The organism is Acinetobacter sp. YH12142, assembly GCF_013418435.1.
Classification (GTDB): domain Bacteria; phylum Pseudomonadota; class Gammaproteobacteria; order Pseudomonadales; family Moraxellaceae; genus Acinetobacter; species Acinetobacter amyesii.
In genome coordinates this window covers 1-22,283 of the sequence record NZ_VPCB01000011.1, presented here as the reverse complement: position 1 = coordinate 22,283, position 22,283 = coordinate 1, and the positions used below count along the sequence as shown (strand labels likewise).

Genomic DNA, 22,283 nt, shown 5'->3' with positions numbered 1-22,283 from the left:
TAATCTCAGTGATTTACACGGTTTTTATTGGATAAAACATGACTGAACCATTAAAACAAAAAATGTCTAAGCAAGAAGTCATTCGTCTTGAACGTGATCTCGCCAAGTTTGCCAATATGATGGACTCGGTGGTTCGAATTCCATTTACTCGACAAGGGGTAGGTGCGGACGCAGCGTTGAGTACCATTCCGGTCGCTGGTGATATCGCAGGATTTGTCTTGACCTGTTATGCTGTCTATAAAGCCAAACAGATTGGCGTACCACAAGCCAAATTAAATGGTGTGATGAAACTCGCAGTTATAGATGCTGTCGTGGGGTTTATTCCTGTTGCAGGGACGATCTTTGATGTGTTTATTCGACCGAGCCGTAAAGCTTTAGATGTTGTACATACGCACATTCGTGAAGAATATCAAATCAGTACAGATCAACATGTGGTACATCCGTTTTTACATGAAAAATTAGAACAGAAACAACAGCAATCGGCTTTTTGGCGCAACCCTGTGGTTGCATGGATATGGATCCATATCCCAGATATACTCGGGATGATTTTCTTATTAGTCTTTATCTTTGCAATTTATATGGGTGGTTCATTGCTTTGGCAATGGTTAAAGGCCAATGGAGTATTGTAGATAGAAATGCCTTGTTGCTTGAACGCGATCACTGAGAGGCTATTCAATTGAAAGATCGTTCAGCTGAAAGATTATTGATAAGACAGTAAATGTTCGGAAAAATTAGACTTAAAAAAGCCTCCATAGGGAGGCTTTTTTACGACTTACATCAGATGCTGAATTATGGGCAATCTAATTGTTGTAAAGCCGCAACACGTTGTTCAATCGTTGGGTGTGTTTGGAACAATGCAGCTAAGCTGAAACCTTGTTCTTGACCCGCAGAAATAGCAAAGGCTTTCATTTCTTTTGGCATTTGATCTGGCATTTCAGATTCTGCTTGTAAACGTAATAGGGCAGAAATCATCGCTTGTTTACCTGCTAGACGCGCACCAGCTTCATCGGCACGGTATTCACGGTAGCGAGAAAACCACATCACAATAGCAGACGCTGCGATACCAAAGACAATATCTAATACAATCGTAATGACGAAGTATGCGATACCCGGTGCTTCACCATCTTCACGACCGAAGACATTACGGTCGATAAAGTCACCTGCTACACGTGCAAAGAACATGACAAAGGCGTTGACTACACCTTGCACCAAAGCAAGGGTCACCATGTCACCATTGGCTACGTGACCAATTTCGTGAGCGAGTACGGCACGGAGTTCATCTTTGTTCATACGCTCCAGTAGACCGGTAGAAACCGCCACTAAAGCATCATTTTTGTTCCAGCCTGTTGCAAAGGCATTTGACTGGTACGATGGGAAAATACCCACTTCTGGCATTTTGATACCAGAACGTTGTGCTAGTTGCGCAACTTCGTTGAGTAACCATGCTTCAGCTTGGCTACGTGGTGCATTAGGGTCAATCAGCTCTGTACCCGTGGTTTTTTTCGCCATCCATTTTGACATGAATAGTGAGATCATCGAACCCACCATACCGAACACAAAACAGATAACGAGCAAGTTGCCTAAGTTTAAGCCGCCTGCACCGTGGTAACTACCGACACCGAAGAGTGACAAGATTATGCCAGCTACAACCAGTACCGCGAGGTTGGTCAGCAAGAACAAACCAATCCGCATCATTGGGTAAATCCTCTTATTATAGAAAAATGATCTGATTTACAAATAAAAATCATTAAACTCAATATGAGGTGAAAGTCTTAAAATTTCAAGGAAAAATTAGTAAAACAGATGCAATTTTACAAAATCAGTGATTTTATTCATTGAGATAAATGCGCGCTGAGGCAGAAGCATTTGCTGTCGCAAATGAACCTGAAGGTGCATCGGTAAAACTACCATTGTCCGTTTGAATAATTTGACGTGCCGGTGACTTGGCAACAGCAGGGGCAGCAGCATGATAATTGTCCGAACTGGCAATAATCCGACCACTATTAGAAGTGCTATTTGAACTGCTCGAACCCGAGACACTTAAACTACCAGCATATAGGTTGCTGTAGCGGCTAGTGACACGGCGGACATAGTCTTGAGTTTCACGAAAAGGTGGGATGCCACCATATTTTGCGACATTGCCTTCACCTGCGTTATAACCAGCTAAGGCAAGTGAGGTGTTGCCATTAAAACGTTTCAGTAGCCAAGATAAATAGCGCGCACCAGCCATAATGTTCTGATGTGGATCGTAGGCATTCGATACATTGAAGCGACGTGCTGTGGCAGGCATGAGTTGCATTAATCCTTGCGCACCGACTGGTGAGCGTGCATTGGTGTTAAAACCAGATTCGGTATGCATCACCGCTTTGATCAGACCTTCGGAAACACCATGTTGGGCCGCGGCTTGTTTAATAATATTGTCAAAGGCATTTTTATTACGGCTATAGCTTGGCAACACAGACGCTTCATTTGAGCCCCAGTTACTATAACTATGGATATTACTGTCCGGATAGTAGGTTTTTTTCTCGACTTTCAGATTGCTATAGCGGCCTTGTTTATTGGTTAGTAGCGTTGTGCCGTTACTTTCACGTAATTGATAGATCGTTTGGCCGGCAAAAATGCTCGGTGCAGCTAAACTGATAGCCACACTTCCACTTAATAACAGCCCCAAAGTCCAAGTATTGTTTTTCATTTTATTGTGAAGAAAAAAATTCTGTCCCCAAACAGTTAAAATAGAGTTTATCAAAAAAAAATCAGATGAAAAGGCTTCGAGGGCTGATTTCTTCTTTACTTTGTAAAAATCAAGTCATTTTGATGATTCAATAATCAAAAAAAATATTTATTTTTTTTTAATGAGCATAACTTGACACATCTAAAGCATTGATAAGTAAGGGATAATAAATTGATCAAAAAATGATCAATTTAAATAGAAGCCTTAAAATAAGGGCAGCTCACCTTGTCAAGTCATTTAAAATCCACAAAGTTATCCACAGCTTTTGTGGACAACTGTGGAAAAGTCCAAAAGATAAGCGTTTCGCCTAAAAAATGAACTCGACCGTATAAAATAATGCGCTGAGGATGACGTGATCATGACAGTATTTTTACTTTTTTCGGAAATTACATTCTTTTGATGCGAGAAGTCTGCGAATCGGATAAAATTGCGCGGTATTTTTTTTTAGGTTTAACTCGTCTATGTTCTCGCCAGTTGAGTCCGAACAAGGATTTAATTTCAAACCAGAACTACCAACTAGCTCTGCGTATTATCGTTTATTGAAAAAGCTACGCCGTCAGGTCGGTCATGCCATTCGTGATTTTAAAATGATCGAAGAGGGCGACAAGGTGATGGTCTGTATTTCAGGCGGTAAAGACAGTTATACCTTGCTCGACATTTTGTTGCAGTTTAAGCGTATTGCACCGATTAATTTTGATGTGGTTGCGGTCAACCTTGACCAAAAACAACCGGGTTTCCCTGAAGAAGTATTGCCACGTTATTTAGAAGAAAACAAAATTCCGTATTACATCTTAGAAAAAGATACCTACAGCATTACTAAACGTTTAACCCCAGAAGGTAAAACGTATTGTGCAGTATGCTCACGTTTACGTCGTGGTTCGTTATACGGCTTTGCTCAAGAAATTGGGGCGACGAAAGTGGCTTTAGGTCATCATCGTGATGATATTTTGGCGACGTTCTTCTTGAACTTGTTCCATGGCGGCAGCTTAAAAGCCATGCCACCGAAATTATTGTCTTCTGATAAAAAGAACATTTTGATTCGTCCACTGGCTTATGTGGAAGAAAAAGACATTATCAAATATGCAGAAATGCGTAAGTTCCCAATTATCCCGTGTAATTTGTGTGGTTCTCAAGAAAACTTACAACGTGCGATGCTAAATGACATGCTGCGTACTTGGGATAAAGAATTTCCAAAACGTTTACACAGTATTTTTGGTGCGTTGCAAAATGTATCACCTTCACAACTGGCTGACCGTGAGTTATTCGACTTTGAAGCCCTAGATGAACAACGCGAATTTGACTTCAAAAATAGCGAAAGTTGTTCAACTGAAGAAGGTGAGTCAGAAAGCAAACGCATTAATATGGTGAACTTAGGGTTTATGGCAGATTAAGCCGAAAACCTCATCACGCAAAAGGCATTCTACGGAATGCCTTTTTTATGCTTATGATTTTTCTCATTTTGTTATTAAACAGTTAAATATTGAACGGTGCGTACAAAAAACTTTAGCCTTTTCACAAATGATCATGCTATAACAAACCTCAAGCAAAATATGCTTGCACTGATGTTGTCCGGAACGGCAACACACACGAACAAAATAAATTGAGGAAAGATCATGCCTGCTTTTTTAACTGATGATTGGTTTTCAACTGTAGAAACTCTGACAGCTCAAGCTGGTGATTTAAACTTACCACCTGCATTGGCTAATCTTGCAATTAACCTTGTGGTTGCTGACGCTGCAGGCAATACTGAATTGTCATTAGATGGTGGTGCAATTAAAAAAGGTTTATCTTCAAACGCGAAAACAACTTTGAACATGGATGCTGAAACTTTACGTAAAGTATTCCTTGAGTTTGATATGGCTGCAGCGATGCAAGCGTTTATGACGGGCAAAATAAAAGTACAAGGTGATATGTCACAATTGATGGCATTACAAACAGCAAAACCAAGTGCTGAGCAAAAAGATTTGTTCAAAAAAGTACTTGAGCAAACTGCTTAAGTTTAAAACGAAAAAAGCTTACCTAAAGGTAAGCTTTTTTTTTGTGCGCTCACATGTAAATGTTAGGTAGACGAATATTAGATATTCACAAGTTGAGGTGTGGTTTTAATATGTTCCAAATACGCACGAATACGCGTGACATATTGCACAGCTTGACGATAACGACCATTGCTGGCTTTGTTACGGTCAAGATAAGCATATAAATTCACCCACTTATTCGGGTTTTTACCCTGAGACTGGATGCGCTTTTGAATCTGACTTACAGCACCAGGACCCATGTTATAAGCCACTAAGGCATACCAATTACGATCAGGGTAGGGAATGTTGCTATAACGGTTTAGCATTTGGTCATAGTACTTTGCACCACCTTGAATGCTTTGAGTCGCATCTGTACGGTTGCTCACACCCATAGCTTTTGCTGTACTGTTGGTCAGCATCATAATGCCACGAACACCGGTCGGGGATACCGAGTCAGGTTTGAGGTAAGACTCTTGATAACCAATTGCTGCCAATAAATGCCAGTCTAGGTCGTATTGCTTGGCCGTGTTTTTAAAACTTGCCTTATAGATCGGCATACGTTTACTTAAATCACGTTGAATCACATTCCAAGAATCTTGTTTGACCACATTACGGTTGTAGAATGATGCCAACTGTCCAATTGCGCCATTTTGTTTGGCACGGCAAATAAAGCCACTCGCGGTTTGGCTGAGTGGATCGTCTGCATTTTTAAATACCCAGTTTAAGTTGCTGTTTAAACCATTCTTTTTCAAAGAAACGGTATCACCACAACTGGCTGAAAATGACGTCAAATGCTTGGCTTCAATGGTACTCATTTCGGCAGTGGTCATAGCAAAATTGGCTTGACCTTTGGCAACCATTTTTAAAGCAGTGGCATTGTCATTCACTGTTTTAAAATCTAATTGGACATTTAAACTTTCTGCATAGTTACGTGCAAGGTCGTAACCAAAACCATGTCGATGTTTACCATCCTGAAAAACAATGTCAGGATTGGCAACGGCAACAACAGTGAGTTTATTACTGTTGACGACAGCATCATATTGATGAGCTGTTTTGCTGGCATTAATACTGTGAAAAGGAATTAAGACAGTACTAAGTGCAAGCGCTTTAAATGGGAGAGAGTTAAAAGAGTTAAGGCAAAGCCTCGACCCAGAAGTTGAACTACTGTGCATGTTGTCTCCGCTACAAGTAATTTATGCCCTAAAAAGCAAAGGCAAACACGCCTCAGACTTTTTCAAGTTTGATAAATTCAATAAGGGTTGGGCAGTCATGACGTCATTCAAAAATGACTAGGGGTTTTCGGGAAATGTGTAGAAAATCTACACTGGATAAAAATTAAACAAGCCTAAAAGATGTGCGCATAATAATAAGCAAAAAAATACTTGTCAAATTTTGTACGAAAAAATATTAAAATATGTAACATAAATAATTGATTTTGTTTACGAATAAATTTTATATACTTTGCCTGTGTAGAAATGGAGGATAAAATAGGCATGTTTTGTAAAAATCAGCGCTTGCTCAAGGCCGAAAAATCATCATGAAATCTAACTTAATTACCCGTGGTGGACACGATTTATTGGTCGCTGAACTTCAACATTTATGGCATGAAGAACGACCTGAAATTACCAAAAAAGTGAACTGGGCGGCCAGTCTTGGCGACCGTTCGGAAAACGCGGATTATCAATATAATAAGCAATTGTTACGCAAAATTGACCGACGTGTACGCTATTTGGGAAAACGTTTGGAAGAGCTTCGTATTATCGATTATTCACCCGAACAAAAAGGGAAAGTCTATTTTGGGGCGTGGGTCGATATTGAAAATGATGAAGGCGAACAAAAAACGTTAAGGATCGTGGGGGTAGATGAAATTTATGATCATCATCCACAGCATATCTCAATTGATTCACCTATGGCTCGAGCACTCCTGTCCAAGCAAGTGGATGATGAGGTCGAAGTCCTGACCCCACTGGGAAAAAAATGTTGGTATATCAATTCAATTCGTTATGAAATGGGCGAAAGTACTGAAAAATAACAAACTGCTCTTATTTTGTTCAATTGGACGTGTTTTTTACAAAATAATTTGCCATTGCTGAAATTTATTTATATGATGGCGGCCATGGAAGCGTGGCAGAGCGGTTTAATGCACCGGTCTTGAAAACCGACGAGGGCGCGAGTCCTCCGTGAGTTCGAATCTCACCGCTTCCGCCAAATTCAAAAACCCTGATGTTTTAACATCAGGGTTTTTTTATATGCGTAAATTGAGGCAATGTAATTAGCTATGATCTTAATTTAATATATATTGATTGAGCATCTGTTTTTCAGCTCTAAGCCAAAATTTTACAATCGCCTAAATTTTGTCTGAACGATTCGCCAAGTGTTCAAAATAAGGCAAAATAATTTGCCAATCTGAATTTTTATTTATATGATAGCGGCCATGGAAGCGTGGCAGAGCGGTTTAATGCACCGGTCTTGAAAACCGACGAGGGCGCGAGTCCTCCGTGAGTTCGAATCTCACCGCTTCCGCCATATTCAAAAAACCCCAATGTTTTACATTGGGGTTTTTTTTTGCCTAAAATTTTTGAATTATTTTTTCGACAGGCGAAGCTGATATACAGCATGGATATGACATGCTATTAATTATTCACAATAAACAGAAAACAAGATCAATCGATTTAGAAAAGGAATTCATCCATGCAGAAACCAGAGCTTATTCATGAACTGGAATGGCAAGCGCGTTGTCAATTGGCGGCACTGTATCGCTTGGTGGCTTATTATAAAATGACCGACTTAATTGATACCCATATCAGCCTGCGTTTAAGTCATGAACCAGATCATTTTCTGATTAATCGCTATGGTGTGACCTTTGACAAAATGACGGCTTCGGATTTGGTCAAAATTGATCATGAAGGTAAAATTGTTGAAACCTATGATGCAGGGAAGATGGTGAATGTAGCAGGCTTTGTGATTCATTCTGCCTTACATCATGCGCGTGTAAATATTAATTGCGTGATTCATACGCATACTGCGGATGGCGTGGCAGTTTCTGCACAGGAACATGGATTATTGCCAATCTCACAACATGCGTTAAAGTTCTATCAGAACATTGCTTATCATGAATATGAGGGCATAGCCTTTTCAACTGAAGAGCGTGAAAGATTGGTACAGGATATGAAGCATTATCGCTGTATGATTTTACGCAATCACGGCTTGCTTGCGACTGGAGATAGTGTGGCACGGGCATTTCATGAAATTTACTTTTTAGAACGGGCTTGTCAAATTCAAGTAAAAGCGTTGTCGAGTGCTACATTGCATTATCCGAGTCCGAAGGTTTGTGAACATACGTTGCAGCAGTTTGAAAATCCGATGGCCGAGCCCATTATTCAAGCGGCTTGGCAGGCGGCCTTGTCTTTAATTGAAGATCAGCGGTCAGATTATTGTCGCTAATATAATTTTCAATCATCTAGCTCATAGAGTATAGGCGCTATGCCTCATGTGCAGAAGAATAGTCATGGCTTGGGCAACGCGTTATCATGTTTATAGTGGAACTATGAGATGAACTATGAAAATCGTTGCAGATGAAAATCTGGCATTTACTGAGTATTTTTTTGCCGAATTTGGTGAAATAAAGCAAGCAGCAGGTCGAACACTGACCCATGAAGATGTCAAAGAAGCCGATGCATTATTGGTGCGATCGGTGACTCAGGTAAATGCAGACTTAATTCAACAGACCGCACTCAAATTTGTCGGTAGTGCTACGATTGGAACAGATCATTTAGAGATTACTGCTTTAGAAAAGCAGGGGATTGCTTGGTCAAATGCCGCAGGTTGTAATGCACAAGCGGTTGCAGAATATGTGATTACGGCATTGCTTTACGTTAAACCTGAATTGTTGAATGCAAATGAACAATTTACTTTAGGCATTGTTGGTTTAGGTAATGTTGGTTCACGTTTGGCCGTCATGGCAGAATTATTCGGTTGGAATGTCATTGGCTATGATCCATTTGTGCAATCTGATCATGTGAAACAAGTTGAATTTGCAGAACTGTTAAAAAAAGCAGATGCGATTAGTATCCATGTGCCACTAACTAAAGTGGGGGAATATCCAACCTATCATTTAATTAATGCTGCTGCACTTGCCGTTATGAAGCCTTCAGCGATTTTGATTAATTCCGCGCGTGGGCCAGTGGTCGAAGAAGCTGCCTTAATTGCCGATATTCAACAAACTCAGCGTAAAGTGGTCTTAGATGTTTTTGAACATGAGCCAGAGATTTCAGCAGCGTTGTTGGATTTAATTTACGTGGTGACACCCCATATTGCAGGCTACAGCTTGGAAGGTAAAGCACGTGGCACACAGATGATCTATGAGGCATTTTGTCAAACTTTCAAGCAACCGATAAATAAAGCTTTTGAAAGTCAGTTGCCCGTCTGTGAGCAGTATTTTACGGGTGCTGACTTTAAGACGGTATTACAGCGTTATTTAAAAGATATTTATGACATCGCTCGTGATGATGCCAACTTACGTGCTTGCCTAAAAGACGGCAAGGTGGATCAAAAAGCCTTTGATTATTTACGTAAAACCTATCCTTTACGCCGTGAATGGGCTGCACATGGAGGCCCAGCAGCATGAGTCAAATGAACTTTCAACCGAGTTGTGAACTCACTGCACTTCGTGCACGTGCCACGATGTATGCTCAAATTCGCCAGTTTTTTGCGGCACGTGATGTACTAGAAGTGGAAACACCTGTGCTTTCTCAAGCGGGTGTCACCGATGTGCATTTAGCATCGGTACAGGCTCAGCGCCATGTGAATGGTCAAAAGCAAACGCATTATTTGCAAACTTCACCTGAATTTGCCATGAAACGTCTGTTGGCAAGTGGCAGTGGATCTATTTACCAAATCTGTAAAGTTTTCCGTGATGATGAACATGGACGTAAACACAACAGTGAATTCACCATGTTGGAATGGTACCGTCCGGGTTTTAGCTTAAAAGACTTGATGTTTGAAGTGACGGACTTATTGAATGAAACTTTGAAACAGCGCTTTGGTGAAGTTCGTCCAACTATTTTGAGCTATAAGCATGCCTTTATGGATCGTTTGGATTTGAACCCGTTACAAGCTTCTTTACAAGATCTGAAAGATTGCTGTCGTCGTGTGGGGCTAAGCTTAGATCTGGGTGAAGACCGTTTAGGCTATATCGATTTATTGTTCTCGCATTATGTTGAGCCGAGCCTCGGTTTTGATACGCCAGTGTTCCTGACCGATTTTCCACCGGAAATGGCTTCTTTGGCGAAAACCCGTGTGGACGAAGATGGTGAATTGGTTGCAGCACGATTTGAGCTTTATATCGAAGGTTTAGAGTTAGCGAATGCTTATGATGAACTGATTGATGCGGATGTTTTACGAAGTCGTTTTGAGGCAGATAATGCAGAGCGCGCTAAACTTGGGTTGCATGTGATGCCGATTGATGAATATTTGCTTGCTGCATTACCGCATATGAGCGAGTGTGCAGGTATAGCCTTAGGTATTGATCGATTGCTAATGGTGGCAACGAATCAGTTAAAACTTGAAAAAGTCATTAGTTTCCCAGCCGATATTTCTTAAAAATGTCTGGATCGGCTGATGGTAAAATTGGCCGATCAATTTAAATATTTAGTAAAACCCAAACTATAGGCTTCAAACCCTAAATTTTGATAAAAAGCATGTGCGGCATCTCGTTCCGGACGATTACCACTGTTGATTAAAATACGTTTTAGAACTTGTCGCCGAGCGCTTTGCTCAATGGCTTGCATGAAGCGTCGCCCTAAACCTTGACCGCGGTAACGGGCATCAATGACAAAAGCCTGAATCCGAATAAATTCTTCCTCAAACTCCCAACTGTATTGTTGGATAAAACCTGCATAACCAATGACGCGGTCATCAGCCGTCATCACCAAGGTCTGATAATGCTTATCCAAATGAATCAACTGCCAATGCTGTTGGAGTCGCTCTAGTGGTATTTCATAACCCAATTGGAGTGTGAGTTGATGAATGTCGAGGAGATCTTCTTGGAGTTGTAACGGACGAATTTGGGGATGCATATTGTCAGCTCGATGGTTTTCCTTAGAGCATAGATGAATGAGCCTTGATGTGCATGCTGATATTTTTCAAAGCTTATCTATATCTGAAAGGGCAAGGTGAAATATTGCAAAAGTTAAAGTTTTAAAAATATAGAAAAGGTAAATTAAAAAAGCACCCGAAGGTGCTCTAATTAAGCTTCAACTGCATACTGACTGGTTTTAAGTGCCGCAATGGCTTGAATACGTCTTTCAATCAGCATTTCACCGATATCCGGCCCTGATATATCGGGTGGAAGATCGGCAGCTTTAATATTGCGAACCACTTGCATGGCATCTAAAACGTATTGAGCTTGCGGATAGGCACGATCCTCTAAACCTAAACGGCCACGTGAATCACATTCACAGGCTTGCACAAAGGCCTCTACACGTTCAGGACGGCGTAGCACATCCATACGTTGTAACAGACGCCACAATGTCCCCGGTTTTAAGCTTAGGGCTTGATGGCATTTTAAATGCTCTTTACATACGGAGATGGCCAATTGCTTGGTATTGGTGGGTACACGCATACGGTCACAGACTTCGGTAACGGGTTTTACCCCACGTTCTTCATGCATGATATGGCGCGGTAACTCATCTACTGGAGTGAGTGCTTTGCCCAAGTCGTGTACCAATACAGCAAAACGAACATCCAAAGAATAATTGGCACGACAGGCTTGCTGCAACGACATCATGGTATGAATACCACAGTCAATTTCAGGGTGATATTCAGGACGCTGTGGAATACCGTATAACGCATCAATTTCAGGGAATAAGACTTTTAAAGCACCACAGGCTCTTAAAACTTCAAAATATTCATCTGCATGGTCTTCCATTAACGCACGAGACGTTTCCTTCCAAACGCGTTCAGGTGTAAGGGCTTCAAGTTCGCCAGATTGAGCAAGCTCTTGCATCAGCGCAAGTGTTTCATCAGCCACTTTAAAACCTAAAGCTTTATAACGTGCCGCAAAACGTGCAATACGTAAAACCCTCAATGGATCTTCGACGAAGGCATCAGACACATGGCGAAGGATGCGTCGCTCTAAATCTTGTTGGCCATGATAGGGGTCGTAAATCTGGCCTGCATCATCCATGGCAATCGCATTGATCGTGAGGTCACGTCGAATGAGATCTTGTTCGAGTGTGACATTGACGTCGGTATAAAATTCAAAGCCATGATACCCATGTCCAGACTTACGTTCTGTACGGGCTAAGGCATATTCGTCTTTGGTCTCTGGATGAAGAAAAACAGGGAAATCTTTACCCACAGGTTGATAACCTTGAGCAAGTAATTGTTCCGGCGTTGCACCGACAACGACATAATCTTTTTCGTGATAGGGGTGCCCGAGCAAGTGATCTCGAACTGCACCGCCTACTAAATAAACTTGCATGAAAAAACCTCTATTCTTAGAGCAATCATGCTACAGAACAGAGGTTTTCTCAAGTCACAAAGTGTGTTCAGGTCAACTAAATTAGAGTGCTAATTTTTCGTTTTCTTGAATCTCTGCAACAGTCAATGCAGTCATATTCACTAAACGGCGAGTTGTCGCTGTTGGCGTTAAAATATGAACGGGTTTTGCAGCACCCAAAAGAATTGGGCCAATCGTCACGTTACTACCTGAAGTTGATTTCAACAAGTTGAACGAAATGTTCGCTGCATCCAGATTAGGCATAATCAGCAAGTTCGCAGAACCTTTAAAACGTGAGTTCGGGTATGCGAAATGACGAATATTTTCATCCAATGCGGCATCACCATGCATTTCACCTTCAACCTCAAGTTCAGGTGCAATTTCTGACAAAATATCATAAACCTTACGCATTTTTTGAGCGCTAGGATCATTTTGGTCAGAACCGAAACTTGAGTGAGAAAGCAATGCTACACGCGGCGTAATACCAAAACGGCGGACTTCTTCAGCCGCTAAAATAGTCATTTCAGCAAGCTGTTCAGCTGTTGGGTTACGGTTAATGTAAGTGTCGGCAATAAACAAGTTACGATCTTCAAGCATTAATGCATTCAGCGTGAAGAAGTTATTACGGCCTTCTTTTAGCCCAATCACATTGCTGACGAAGTCTAAGTGAATGTCATAGCTAGAATAAGTACCACATAGCATACCGTCAGCCACACCATGACGAACCAGCATTGCAGCGATCAGGGTAGAGCGACGACGTGCTTCACGCTGAGCGTATTCAGGTGTTACACCTTTACGTTGCATGATGCTGTAGTAATCGTCAGCAAACTTATCGTAATCAGGGTTTTTCTCTTGATCGACGATAGTGATGTTCACGCCGTCTTCAAGACGTAGACCTAATTTCTTGATGTTCGCTTCAATGACTGCAGGACGACCGACAAGAATTGGTTTTGCTAAACCTTCATCAACAGCAATTTGCACCGCGCGAAGTACACGTAAATCTTCACCTTCAGCATATGCAATGCGTTTCGGATCAGTTTTCGCTTGCGCAAAAATTGGTTTCATCATAAACGCAGAGTTGTAGACGAATTCAGATAAACGTTGACGATATGCAGAGAAGTCTTGAATCGGACGAGTTGCAACACCAGAATCCATCGCTGCTTGTGCAATTGCAGGTGCAATTTCAAGAATCAAACGTTGATCTAATGGGCGCGGAATCAGGTAATCACGACCAAATGAAGCAGATTTTTCACCATACGATGCAGCATCAGCTTCGACATGCGCCATGCGGGCAATCGCATGTACACAAGCAATCTTCATCTCTTCATTAATCGTAGTTGCGCCAACATCTAGTGCACCACGGAAAATATAAGGGAAGCAAAGTGCATTGTTCACTTGGTTTGGATAGTCTGAACGACCAGTTGCCATAATCACGTCTGGACGTGCTTCATGTGCATGTTCAGGAAGAATTTCAGGGTCTGGGTTAGCAAGGGCAAAGATAATCGGATCTTTCGCCATGACTTTAACCATTTCTTTGGTCAAAATACCTGCTGCTGAAAGACCGAGGAACATGTCCGCACCTTCCATTACATCAGCAAGCTGAGAGCCTTCGATGTCTTGAACGTATGCCTTTTTCGAGTCATCCAAGCCTTCACGTTTAGTCGTCAATAAACCGCGTGAATCTGCCACAACGATGTTTTCTTTTTTCACGCCAAGTGCGCAAAGTAAGTTCAAACATGAAAGGGCAGCAGCACCTGCGCCAGAAGCGACAATTTTGATTTCTTCAATTTTTTTGCCATTGAGTTGAAGTGCATTGAGTAATGCAGAACCCACAATGATTGATGTACCGTGTTGGTCATCATGGAACACAGGAATATTCATGCGTTCACGAAGTTTTTGCTCGATGTAGAAACACTCTGGGGCCTTGATGTCTTCAAGGTTGATACCACCGAAAGTAGGTTCTAATGCTGCAACGATATCTACGATTTTGTCTGGATCGTTTTCAGCAATCTCAATGTCAAAAACATCAACACCAGCGAATTTTTTGAATAGAACGCCTTTACCTTCCATAACAGGTTTTGACGCTAAAGGACCAATGTTACCTAAGCCTAGTACGGCTGTACCGTTACTGACTACAGCAACAAGATTACCGCGCGCTGTGTAAAGTGCAGCAGTAGATGGGTCGCGTTCAATTTCTAAACAAGGTGCAGCGACACCTGGCGAGTATGCGAGGGCTAAATCGTGTTGGTTGACCAATTGTTTGCTTGGTGTAACGCTGATTTTCCCCGGAGTTGGAAATTCGTGATAATACAAAGCCTGCTGTTTTAAAGATTGATCGTCCATCTGTATCTCGATTGTGTTTTGTTTATCCAATATAAAGCTGAAATGCTTGCTTTATCCGCTTGAATATAACATTAGTTGCACAGTTGGGACAGTCGAAGTCGCGTCTTTTTCAGACAATCTTATAGCTCAGGCATAGTGACTTATATTAAGTATGTATAAGCAGGCGAAGAGATATTATTTTCAAGGAACACGGTTGCCTCTTCTTGTGGCAATGGCTTAGAGAAAAAATAGCCTTGAGCAATGTCACATTCTAAGTCTTGTAGGTACTGTAACTGTTGTTCAGTTTCAATCCCTTCAGCGACTACCGTCATGCCCATCGCTTTGCCCATGGCAATCATGGCACTAACGATGGCCAATTGTTTATTTTCACCAATTTTAGAGATAAAACTGCGGTCTATTTTTAAGATATCAATTGGGAAATCAGCTAAATAGGACAGTGATGAGTAGCCCGTACCAAAGTCATCAAGTGAAATATTGATTTTACGTTTTTTTATTTCGTTTAATAGTTCACGTACTGAATCTAGATTTTCGACCAAAGAAGATTCTGTAATTTCCAGTTCCAGACTGGCACCCTCAATTTGATTGGCATCTATCGCTTCATCTAAATCATTTAATAATTGTCCACGGCGCAGTTGCTGCGCAACAATATTGACGGATACACAAATATTTTGATAACCCAAATTATTCCAAAAGCGAATTTGCTGCGCGGTTTTTTGCAGGACAAAACGCCCAATATCCGAAATTAAACTGGTTTGTTCTGCTAGAGGAATAAATAAGCCCGGTGGTATTAAGCCTTTTTCAGGATGATTCCAACGCACTAAGGCTTCAAAACCATAAATATTTTTATCACGGAAATTGATCTTCGGTTGGTAATACACCACCAGCTCATTATTTTGAATGGCTTTACGCAAGTCTCGTTCCAAGAAGATCCCTTGCTCTAATAATGCGGTATTTTCATTGGAATAATAACGTGTGGTATTGCCGCCCAAATTTTTTGCTTCGCTTAGCGCTTGTTCTGCACAGTTATTTAGATAATCTAGCTGACGGCCATGCTCAGGATAGAACGCTACACCCATCGATAAGGTGATGACATGTTCTTGGCCAAAAATATTAAATGGAATGCTAAAAGCTTTATTGATGCGTTCACAATGTTCTTGTACTGAAGGGCGGATGTGCGAGATTTCATACACAATCGCAAAATCATCGCCATTTAAGTGTGCGACAAACAGAGCTTCGGCATTGGTTAGACGTAAACGCTGTGCGACTTGGCGTAACAGTTCATCACCACCATTGTTGCTGAGATATTCATTTAATGGACGGAAACGATCGATGTTTAAACGAATGACAGCCAACTGTTTAATCGAATCTTGCTGCGAAACTAAATATTGATGCAGTTGATAGTTGTAATAAAAACGGTTCGGTAAATCCGTTAAGGTGTCATAGTTTTCTAAATATGATAAGCGTTGTTCTTGCAATTTACGTTCGGTCAGGTCTGAAACGATCCCGATATAATGGGTGACACGGTTTTGATCATCGGTAATGGCATTAATATGCATCCACAGCGTCAGTTCTTTACCTGAAAGAAATTTTTCGTGCAATTCACCATCATATTCACCAATTTTCAGCACTTGTTTAATGATCGAGTAGTGCATACTGCGTTGAATTGATTTGTAATTCGCTGTGATATCAAAAAGATGTTTGCCAATAATTTGGTCGTAGTTAAATCCGGTTAATTGTTCGTAAAACGGATTGACTTCGATATAGCACAGTTCTTCATTTAAAATGAAAATTCCTTCAGCGGCTTGTTCGAGTACACTAGCTGCAAGTTTTAAACGTTCTTGTGATGTCCGTTCTTGATGGATATCACGTCGAATACCGACCATGCGCAATGGCTTACGATTATCTGGATCGCGTTGAATGACCCGTCCAATATCATGTACCCAACTCCATTTTCCTTGACTGTTTTGAATCCGATAGGTGGCCTCATAACGGTCTTTAAATCCACGAAGATGTTGAATCATCGCTGATTTAAAATGAGGAATATCATCAGGATGGATCACATGTTGTAACTGTTGCTGATGCTCTTTCGAATGTCTAAGGGTTTTTTCTTGCTTATAGTTGGTGACAACGATTTTACGGTCTTTGATATTCCAATCCCAAGGACGTAAACCGGCGATTTCATGCGCAAGGACTAAATTGGCTTGTTGGTTTTCTAAATCCTTGTTCATTTGCTCAATGTCGAAGGTTCGCTCTTTAACTTTCTGTTCAAGGATTTGGTTACCCAGTTGTAGCTGTAATTCGATGTCTCGTGATTTGTTGACTTCATCTTGGAGCTGCTGACACAGTTCATCAGTCCATTTGACTTGTTGCTTGGCACTATCGACCAGTAGGTTATTTTTAGCATGTAAGGTCGATACACGACGATGAATTCGATATGACGTCATGGCGCACATTAGAATCACAATGAGCCCAAAATTAATACTCAGGCTAAATAAGTGATTTGAACCATCTAAGAAAAAGAACTGTGCAATCAGATAGGGCACGATAGACGGGATAAAGGCTAAACAAAAATAATTGAGTTTTTGCGTCAAATAGGTCAAACCAAAGGTTTGCGTCACGATCAAGAGTAGGGCAGAGAGCGTCAGGGCTTGAATTGGTTCAAAGCTTTGATTGGTCGTAGGCAAATAATAAAAAATTAAAAAAATACCGCTCGCAATAAGCGTACCGACAGAAAAACACTGAAATTGTAGCCAACGATGCGCAATCATCAGTGAATATTGTTCGGGTTTAAAATAAACGGTGCTCATCAGCCAGCATAAACTGACAAAAACTTCGGTAAAAATAAACCAAATATTGAAATACAAAGATGGTGATTTATAAAAAATTTGATATATCGAAAAAATATATAAGCAAATAATCAGGATACTGACTAAAAAATAGCGGCTATGGCGAATCGTGTTCGCAATTTGAGCAGTATGATTGTACTGCTTGATATATTCATCTTGTTTATACGTCATGAATATAAAAACCCTGCCTTAACCAAATTTAGATCGTTGTATTTGTATTGTTCCTGAGAGTATTTGTTTATTCTTAGTAACAAATCATTTGTTTTTATTGACTCTAGGGTAATTGCGTTACAAATAAAAAGCAATATCAAGGATGCCATCATTGATGCTTTCAGATGAACCATCGAGTAAAAATTAAATAAATTTATAATTTAAAATTGAAAGTGCAACTACAGGTGCAGTTTCTGTGCGAAGGACACGTTCACCGATACACCAGTTCACAAAACCTTTCTCATTTGCTGCGCTGATCTCGGCTTCGCTCAAGCCACCTTCAGGGCCAATCAGTAAGGCAAAGTGCGGGTCAGCATCTGCTAATACATCAACTTCATCTTTATTGGGTGCGAGTACCAACTTGGTTGTCGGTAGATTACTCTCCAACCATTTTTCAAGGGAAAGGGGTGCAAGTACTTTAGGGACAATGTTGAGACCACATTGTTCACATGCAGCAATAGCAATGCTTTGCCAATGGTCGAGTTTCTTTTGATCACGATCGTACTTCAAACGCATTTCACAACGTTCGGATGTGAGTAGTTGAATTTCAGAAACACCGAGTTCCACCGCTTTTTGAATTGCATAATCCATGCGGTCGCCTTTGCTCATCACTTGACCCAATAGTGCTGTAAAATGTGGTGTGCGATTGCTTGGATTGAATTGCAAAACTTGGACGGCAGCCGACTTTTTAGCGACTTCAACCAATTCAACATGGTATTCGCCACCTTGCCCATTGAACAAAGTGGCAGTTTCGCCCACTTGAGCACGTAAAACTTTTACCCAGTGATGAAACACTGTTTCCGTTAATTCAACAGTCGTATCAACAGTTAAATCAGCTTCAATATAAAAACGTGGCATTAAAGTTTTACTCTCAAAAAGGTCGAAATGTCTTATGCAAGACCGAGGTCTTTCACAAGTTGACGTGTAGGGTCAGTGGTATTCATGGTGTAGAAGTGCAGGCTTGGCGCACCACCAGCAATCAGGCGTTCGCAAAGTTTCACAATCACTTCATGACCAAAGGCTTTGATTGACGCTGTGTCGTCGCCATAAGTCGCAAGCTGTTTGCGAATCCAGCGAGGAATTTCTGCACCTGTACCATCAGCAAAACGAATTAAATTGCTTGCATTGGTAATCGGCATAATGCCTGGAGCGACAGGAATGTTCACGCCTTCTTTTTGAATGCGCTCTACAAAGTAGAAGTATGCATCTGGGTTAAAGAAGAACTGGGTGAGTGCTGCATTAGCGCCAGCATTGGCTTTGTCGCAGAAACGTTTGATGTCGAGATCAAAGCTGTCCGCTTGTGGGTGCATTTCTGGGTAAGCAGCCACTTCGATTTTGAAGTGATCACCAGTATGTTCACGGATGAAACGCACAAGATCTGTTGCATAAGGCAATTCGCCCAAGCCCACTTGACCAGACGGCAAGTCACCGCGCAGCGCAACAATACGGTCAATGCCTTGTGACTTATACAAATCCAGCAATTCGGCAATACGTTCTTTGCTGTCACCAATACAAGAAAGGTGAGGGGCAACAGGTGTGCCTTTACCGTTGAAGTCGTTCAATGTAGACAAAGTACGTTCACGGGTAGAACCGCCTGCACCGTATGTTACAGAGAAAAATTCAGGATTTAATAATTGTAGTTCTTGGTGTACAACTTTAAGTTTTTCCGCGCCCGCATCAGTTTTGGTCGGGAAGAACTCAAAGGAAATAGGAATCTGTTTTGACATGTTCAAATCCTTTTTTATAAATACTTTTTATTTAGACCTCTCCCTAGCCCTCTCCTGAGAGGAGAGGGAACGTCCATTATAAATTTACTTAATAATGAAAAGTCCCTTCTCCCTGTGGGAGAAGGCTAGGATGAGGGGGAATATAAAACTTAGTATTTATAAGCCTCAGCTTTGAACGGGCCTTCAACTTGAACACCGAGGTAATCCGCTTGTTCTTGAGTTAAAGTCGTCAATACGCCACCGAAACCTGCAACCATTGCAGCAGCAACTTCTTCGTCTAATTTCTTAGGAATAAGTTCTACGCGGATCGCAGCTTGTTTTTGATCTTCTGGAAGATCAGCAAATTTCTCAGCGAATAGGTGCATTTGACCCAATACTTGGTTGGCAAAAGAACCATCCATAATACGTGAAGGGTGACCGGTTGCATTACCAAGGTTCACCAAACGGCCTTCTGAAAGAAGAATAAGGTAATCATTTTCATTTTCTGAACGATACACTTGGTGAACTTGTGGCTTAACTTCAACCCACTTGTAACCGCGTAGGTAGTTTGTGTCGATTTCAGTATCGAAGTGACCGATGTTACAAACTACAGCGCCAGCTTTTAATGAATCAAGCATTGCAGCGTCACATACGTGGTAGTTACCAGTAGTCGTTACAATAAGGTCAGTGTTTTGAAGAAGGTCAAGGTTGATGTCTTCTTTTTTGCCAGTTTGAATGCCATTTTTATACGGAGCAACAACTTCGTAACCGTCCATGCATGCTTGCATTGCACAGATAGGGTCAACTTCAGTGACACGTACAATCATGCCTTCTTGACGAAGTGATTGAGCAGAACCTTTACCTACGTCGCCATAACCGATTACAAGTGCACGGCGGCCAGATAAAAGCATATCTGTACCACGTTTGATTGCATCGTTTAATGAGTGGCGGCAGCCGTATTTATTGTCATTTTTAGACTTGGTTACAGAGTCATTTACGTTAATCGCTGGAACTTTTAAAGTACCGTCGCGGTGCATTTCGTAAAGACGTTGAACACCTGTAGTGGTTTCTTCTGTAATACCGTGGATTTTAGCAATCACTTCTGGGTATTTTTCGTGAACAAGTGCAGTTAAGTCACCGCCATCATCCAGAATCATGTTGGCATCCCAAGGTGTACCGTTCACATTGATTTGCTGTTCAAGACACCACATGTATTCTTCTTCAGTTTCGCCTTTCCAAGCAAATACAGGAATACCTGCAGCAGCGATTGCAGCAGCAGCGTGGTCTTGAGTAGAGAAGATGTTGCATGAAGTCCAGCGTACTTCTGCGCCCAATTCAACTAGAGTTTCAATTAAAACTGCAGTTTGAATAGTCATGTGGATACAGCCTAGGATTTTCGCGCCAGCAAGGGGTTTAGCCGCTGCATAGCGTTTGCGAAGACCCATTAGGGCTGGCATTTCTGCTTCTGCGAGTTTGATTTCTTTACGGCCGTAGTCAGCTAGTGAAATATCGGCAACTTTGTAATCTGTAAATGAAGCATTAACCGCGTTCATCACGATCTCCTTAATAAAAACAATTGATCATTCAGTTCGCGGATGCCGTTGTTGATTGGAACGAGTGTCCAACCGAATCGTCGAGCCTAGCGATCTTATATTTAGTGCCTATAAGAAAGTCGCAGCATCCCTCGACTAGCGGAGTATTGTACTTGGAATTACGTTTTGTTCCAATCTGAAATTGGTTAATATCTGACTAATAAGAAAATGTGAGACTAAACAATGGTGGATGGCTTCGAATATCCAATTAAGGAATGGGCTGAAATTAAGGATGATTATAAGAATGGCAATTTAATTATTGGTAATGGGGCTAGTGTTGCTTTGTATCAAAAATTTCATTTTGATTCTTTAAAAGAGGAGGCTGAAAAATTAAAACTTTTTAATGAGGATATATCTAAACTTTTTATCGAGTTTGATACTTGTGATTTTGAGTTAATCTTGAGATTGGTTTGGCATGCGAAGCTAGTAAATAAGCATTTAGGAATAATAGATCTAAAAATTGATTCAGCGTATGACAACATTAAAAAAGCACTGATTGAAGTTGTCAAAGAGGTTCATTGTGAGCATGTTGATATAGTTGATGAATTACCTCAGCTATATCAATTTACAAAACAATTTAGAACTATAGTTTCTCTTAATTATGATTTAATCTTATATTGGATTCTAATGTACGGAAACAGACATGAAGATGGGCATAAATTTAAAGATTGTTTTCAAGCAAATGGATCATTTAGGAATAATTGGCAAGATTTAAGAAATCCTATTCGTAGAGAAAGAGAAGTTACTTTAGCTTTTTATCAGCATGGCAACTTATCTATTTTTAGAAATGCAAAAAATATTGAAAACAAATTACAGAGAGGAGGTTTTGAAAGTTTATTGGAGGTTGTTACTTCACAATGGTGTGATGAAAAAATACCATTATTTGTATCGGAAGGTACGGGTACTAAGAAATTAGAATCGATAAAAAGTAGTCCATATTTAAGTACAATCTTTTATGAAGTTTTACCAAATTTAATTACAGAAAGTTCCAATTTAGTTATTTATGGATGGGGGGTAGGTGAGCAAGAGTCCCATTTAATTCAGCAAGTTATAAAAGAGGATGCTGTCGGTAAAATTGCTATCTCAACTTATTCTAAAGATCAAAATGAATGTCATCGAATTAATACATTAATTAAAGAAATTTCTTCAAATATCGAAATAGAGTTTTTTGATAGCCAGAGTGAAGGTTGTTGGAATAATCCTGATTCTATCTAGGGTGTGTTGACATTTACAGCCGATAAATTGAGCTAAAGAGGCAACCATATAAATATACAAGCTAAAGCAACAGCGCTTTGATAGTTACGTTTTAGCTTATCGTATCTTGTGGCAATTCCTCTAA

Annotated in this window: 18 protein-coding genes, 2 tRNA genes and 1 pseudogene; 10 read left to right on the top strand and 11 right to left on the bottom strand. The window is 40.8% G+C overall.

Annotation, left to right across the window (positions count from 1 at the left end):
• Nucleotides 1–38: 38 nt before the first annotated feature.
• Nucleotides 39–629: a DUF4112 domain-containing protein gene (locus FTU77_RS10450; RefSeq protein ID WP_111883898.1), complete on the top strand. Its 591-nt coding sequence runs from the start codon at nucleotides 39–41 to the stop codon at nucleotides 627–629.
• 160 nt (nucleotides 630–789) lie between these two features.
• Here the strand turns inward: FTU77_RS10450 and htpX are convergent, their stop codons facing one another.
• Both htpX and FTU77_RS10440 read right to left on the bottom strand, forming a co-directional pair.
• The gene (gene htpX, locus FTU77_RS10445) at nucleotides 790–1,695 is read right to left on the bottom strand and encodes a protease HtpX (protein ID WP_078190437.1); all 906 of its coding nucleotides are present in this window, start codon (nucleotides 1,693–1,695) and stop codon (nucleotides 790–792) included.
• 133 nt (nucleotides 1,696–1,828) lie between these two features.
• Nucleotides 1,829–2,692, bottom strand: a complete 864-nt coding sequence (locus tag FTU77_RS10440) for a lytic transglycosylase domain-containing protein (protein WP_180020710.1) — start codon at nucleotides 2,690–2,692, stop codon at nucleotides 1,829–1,831.
• 500 nt (nucleotides 2,693–3,192) lie between these two features.
• Between FTU77_RS10440 and ttcA the strand changes: the two genes are divergently transcribed.
• Complete coding sequence (gene ttcA, locus FTU77_RS10435; RefSeq protein WP_180055747.1) at nucleotides 3,193–4,122, top strand: tRNA 2-thiocytidine(32) synthetase TtcA; 930 nt, start codon at nucleotides 3,193–3,195, stop codon at nucleotides 4,120–4,122.
• A 222-nt stretch (nucleotides 4,123–4,344) separates the two neighbouring features.
• Complete coding sequence (locus FTU77_RS10430; RefSeq protein ID WP_180008384.1) at nucleotides 4,345–4,728, top strand: SCP2 sterol-binding domain-containing protein; 384 nt, start codon at nucleotides 4,345–4,347, stop codon at nucleotides 4,726–4,728.
• A gap of 77 nt (nucleotides 4,729–4,805) precedes the next feature.
• Here FTU77_RS10430 and FTU77_RS10425 read toward each other — a convergent pair whose 3' ends face one another.
• Entirely contained in the window at nucleotides 4,806–5,918 is a 1,113-nt protein-coding gene (locus FTU77_RS10425; RefSeq protein ID WP_180008382.1) for a transglycosylase SLT domain-containing protein, read from the bottom strand.
• Nucleotides 5,919–6,283: 365 nt separating this feature from the next.
• Between FTU77_RS10425 and greB the strand changes: the two genes are divergently transcribed.
• The 6 genes from greB to epmA all read left to right on the top strand — a co-directional run bounded on the left by greB (nucleotide 6,284) and on the right by epmA (nucleotide 10,347).
• Nucleotides 6,284–6,778, top strand: coding sequence for a transcription elongation factor GreB (gene greB / locus FTU77_RS10420; protein WP_180003371.1), 495 nt, complete (start codon nucleotides 6,284–6,286; stop codon nucleotides 6,776–6,778).
• A gap of 86 nt (nucleotides 6,779–6,864) precedes the next feature.
• Nucleotides 6,865–6,954, top strand: a tRNA-Ser gene (locus tag FTU77_RS10415).
• A gap of 228 nt (nucleotides 6,955–7,182) precedes the next feature.
• Nucleotides 7,183–7,272, top strand: a tRNA-Ser gene (locus FTU77_RS10410).
• Nucleotides 7,273–7,437: 165 nt separating this feature from the next.
• Nucleotides 7,438–8,190, top strand: coding sequence for a class II aldolase/adducin family protein (locus FTU77_RS10405; RefSeq protein ID WP_180055746.1), 753 nt, complete (start codon nucleotides 7,438–7,440; stop codon nucleotides 8,188–8,190).
• Nucleotides 8,191–8,305: 115 nt separating this feature from the next.
• The gene (locus FTU77_RS10400) at nucleotides 8,306–9,373 is read left to right on the top strand and encodes a 4-phosphoerythronate dehydrogenase (protein WP_180055745.1); all 1,068 of its coding nucleotides are present in this window, start codon (nucleotides 8,306–8,308) and stop codon (nucleotides 9,371–9,373) included.
• 5 nt (nucleotides 9,374–9,378) lie between these two features.
• Complete coding sequence (gene epmA / locus FTU77_RS10395) at nucleotides 9,379–10,347, top strand: EF-P lysine aminoacylase EpmA (protein WP_373685820.1); 969 nt, start codon at nucleotides 9,379–9,381, stop codon at nucleotides 10,345–10,347.
• Between the two features lie 35 nt (nucleotides 10,348–10,382).
• Here the strand turns inward: epmA and FTU77_RS10390 are convergent, their stop codons facing one another.
• The 7 genes from FTU77_RS10390 to ahcY all read right to left on the bottom strand — a co-directional run bounded on the left by FTU77_RS10390 (nucleotide 10,383) and on the right by ahcY (nucleotide 20,905).
• Nucleotides 10,383–10,823 carry a GNAT family N-acetyltransferase gene (locus tag FTU77_RS10390; protein WP_180026678.1) on the bottom strand — a complete coding sequence of 147 codons (441 nt, stop codon included), beginning with the start codon at nucleotides 10,821–10,823 and terminating at the stop codon, nucleotides 10,383–10,385.
• A 170-nt stretch (nucleotides 10,824–10,993) separates the two neighbouring features.
• Nucleotides 10,994–12,229 carry a multifunctional CCA addition/repair protein gene (locus tag FTU77_RS10385; RefSeq protein ID WP_180026679.1) on the bottom strand — a complete coding sequence of 412 codons (1,236 nt, stop codon included), beginning with the start codon at nucleotides 12,227–12,229 and terminating at the stop codon, nucleotides 10,994–10,996.
• Between the two features lie 81 nt (nucleotides 12,230–12,310).
• Nucleotides 12,311–14,590 carry an NADP-dependent malic enzyme gene (locus tag FTU77_RS10380; RefSeq protein WP_180055743.1) on the bottom strand — a complete coding sequence of 760 codons (2,280 nt, stop codon included), beginning with the start codon at nucleotides 14,588–14,590 and terminating at the stop codon, nucleotides 12,311–12,313.
• A 140-nt stretch (nucleotides 14,591–14,730) separates the two neighbouring features.
• The gene (locus FTU77_RS10375; protein ID WP_180055742.1) at nucleotides 14,731–17,607 is read right to left on the bottom strand and encodes an EAL domain-containing protein; all 2,877 of its coding nucleotides are present in this window, start codon (nucleotides 17,605–17,607) and stop codon (nucleotides 14,731–14,733) included.
• Between the two features lie 183 nt (nucleotides 17,608–17,790).
• Complete coding sequence (locus FTU77_RS10370; protein ID WP_180055741.1) at nucleotides 17,791–18,504, bottom strand: 16S rRNA (uracil(1498)-N(3))-methyltransferase; 714 nt, start codon at nucleotides 18,502–18,504, stop codon at nucleotides 17,791–17,793.
• Nucleotides 18,505–18,536: 32 nt separating this feature from the next.
• The gene (gene metF, locus FTU77_RS10365; protein WP_168378282.1) at nucleotides 18,537–19,373 is read right to left on the bottom strand and encodes a methylenetetrahydrofolate reductase [NAD(P)H]; all 837 of its coding nucleotides are present in this window, start codon (nucleotides 19,371–19,373) and stop codon (nucleotides 18,537–18,539) included.
• Between the two features lie 149 nt (nucleotides 19,374–19,522).
• Nucleotides 19,523–20,905, bottom strand: coding sequence for an adenosylhomocysteinase (ahcY, locus tag FTU77_RS10360; protein WP_180055740.1), 1,383 nt, complete (start codon nucleotides 20,903–20,905; stop codon nucleotides 19,523–19,525).
• 222 nt (nucleotides 20,906–21,127) lie between these two features.
• On the opposite strand from ahcY, the gene FTU77_RS10355 reads away from it, so the two are divergent.
• On the top strand, nucleotides 21,128–22,159 hold the full coding sequence (locus FTU77_RS10355; protein ID WP_180055739.1) for a DUF4917 family protein: 1,032 nt from the start codon (nucleotides 21,128–21,130) through the stop codon (nucleotides 22,157–22,159).
• 32 nt (nucleotides 22,160–22,191) lie between these two features.
• Here FTU77_RS10355 and FTU77_RS10350 read toward each other — a convergent pair.
• A pseudogene (locus tag FTU77_RS10350) lies at nucleotides 22,192–22,283 on the bottom strand (IS5/IS1182 family transposase); the annotation flags it as partial.